Genomic DNA, 554 nt, shown 5'->3' with positions numbered 1-554 from the left:
TTAAAATGGATTTATATGATGAACAAGTGTATGGCTCCTACCGAATTTTTCGAGGAGGTAGCTGGGCTGAGGAGGCTAGAGGCTGTGGGGCTTCGTGTCGTCGTAGCCATCCGTCATTTTGCATAGACGACCTTGGGTTCCGTCTTGTCCGGTCTTTGTAACTGCTACAAACAAGCGCTCAACTAGCTGTATTAAGTGATAGAAAATAAAAGAAGCAAGCATTTCTGTATAAATGCTTGCTTCTTTTTTATTTAGTAGAAACTTCACCTGCTGTTTGCGTCTGAGGAATAAAGTATCCTACGATACCGCCAACAATTGCCGGAATAATCCAGCCGATTCCTAATTTGTAAAGAGGAATGGTACTTACGATGGATGCAATGGCAGTTGGGATCATTCCCACATTATCAAGTGCATGAATACAGCTAATAATAAATGCGGCAATCATGGCACCGATGTATACAGAAGGTTTACGCTTCGTGTATTTATCGATGAATGATACAAAAATTAAAATGATTGTAATTGGATAAAGAATAATTAACACAGGTAATGTGATT

1 protein-coding gene and 1 pseudogene (1 of these 2 only partly in view) are annotated in these 554 nt (G+C 39.5%); one reads left to right on the top strand and one right to left on the bottom strand.

The features are described from left to right. A pseudogene (locus tag V7183_RS02055) lies at window positions 1-161 on the top strand (formylglycine-generating enzyme family protein); the annotation flags it as partial. 86 nt (window positions 162-247) lie between these two features. On the opposite strand, the gene brnQ2 reads toward V7183_RS02055, so the two are convergent. Then, window positions 248-554 carry the final stretch of a branched-chain amino acid transport system II carrier protein BrnQ2 gene (brnQ2, locus tag V7183_RS02050; RefSeq protein WP_335358544.1) on the bottom strand. Its footprint extends 1,007 nt past the window's final position, so 307 of the gene's 1,314 nt are visible here — the last part of the coding sequence; its start codon lies off the right edge, out of view — the gene reads right to left on this strand; its stop codon occupies window positions 248-250.

The organism is Bacillus sp. JJ1127, from assembly GCF_036965845.1.
Lineage (GTDB): Bacteria > Bacillota > Bacilli > Bacillales > Bacillaceae_G > Bacillus_A.
This window is presented reverse-complemented; position numbering and strand designations above follow the sequence as displayed.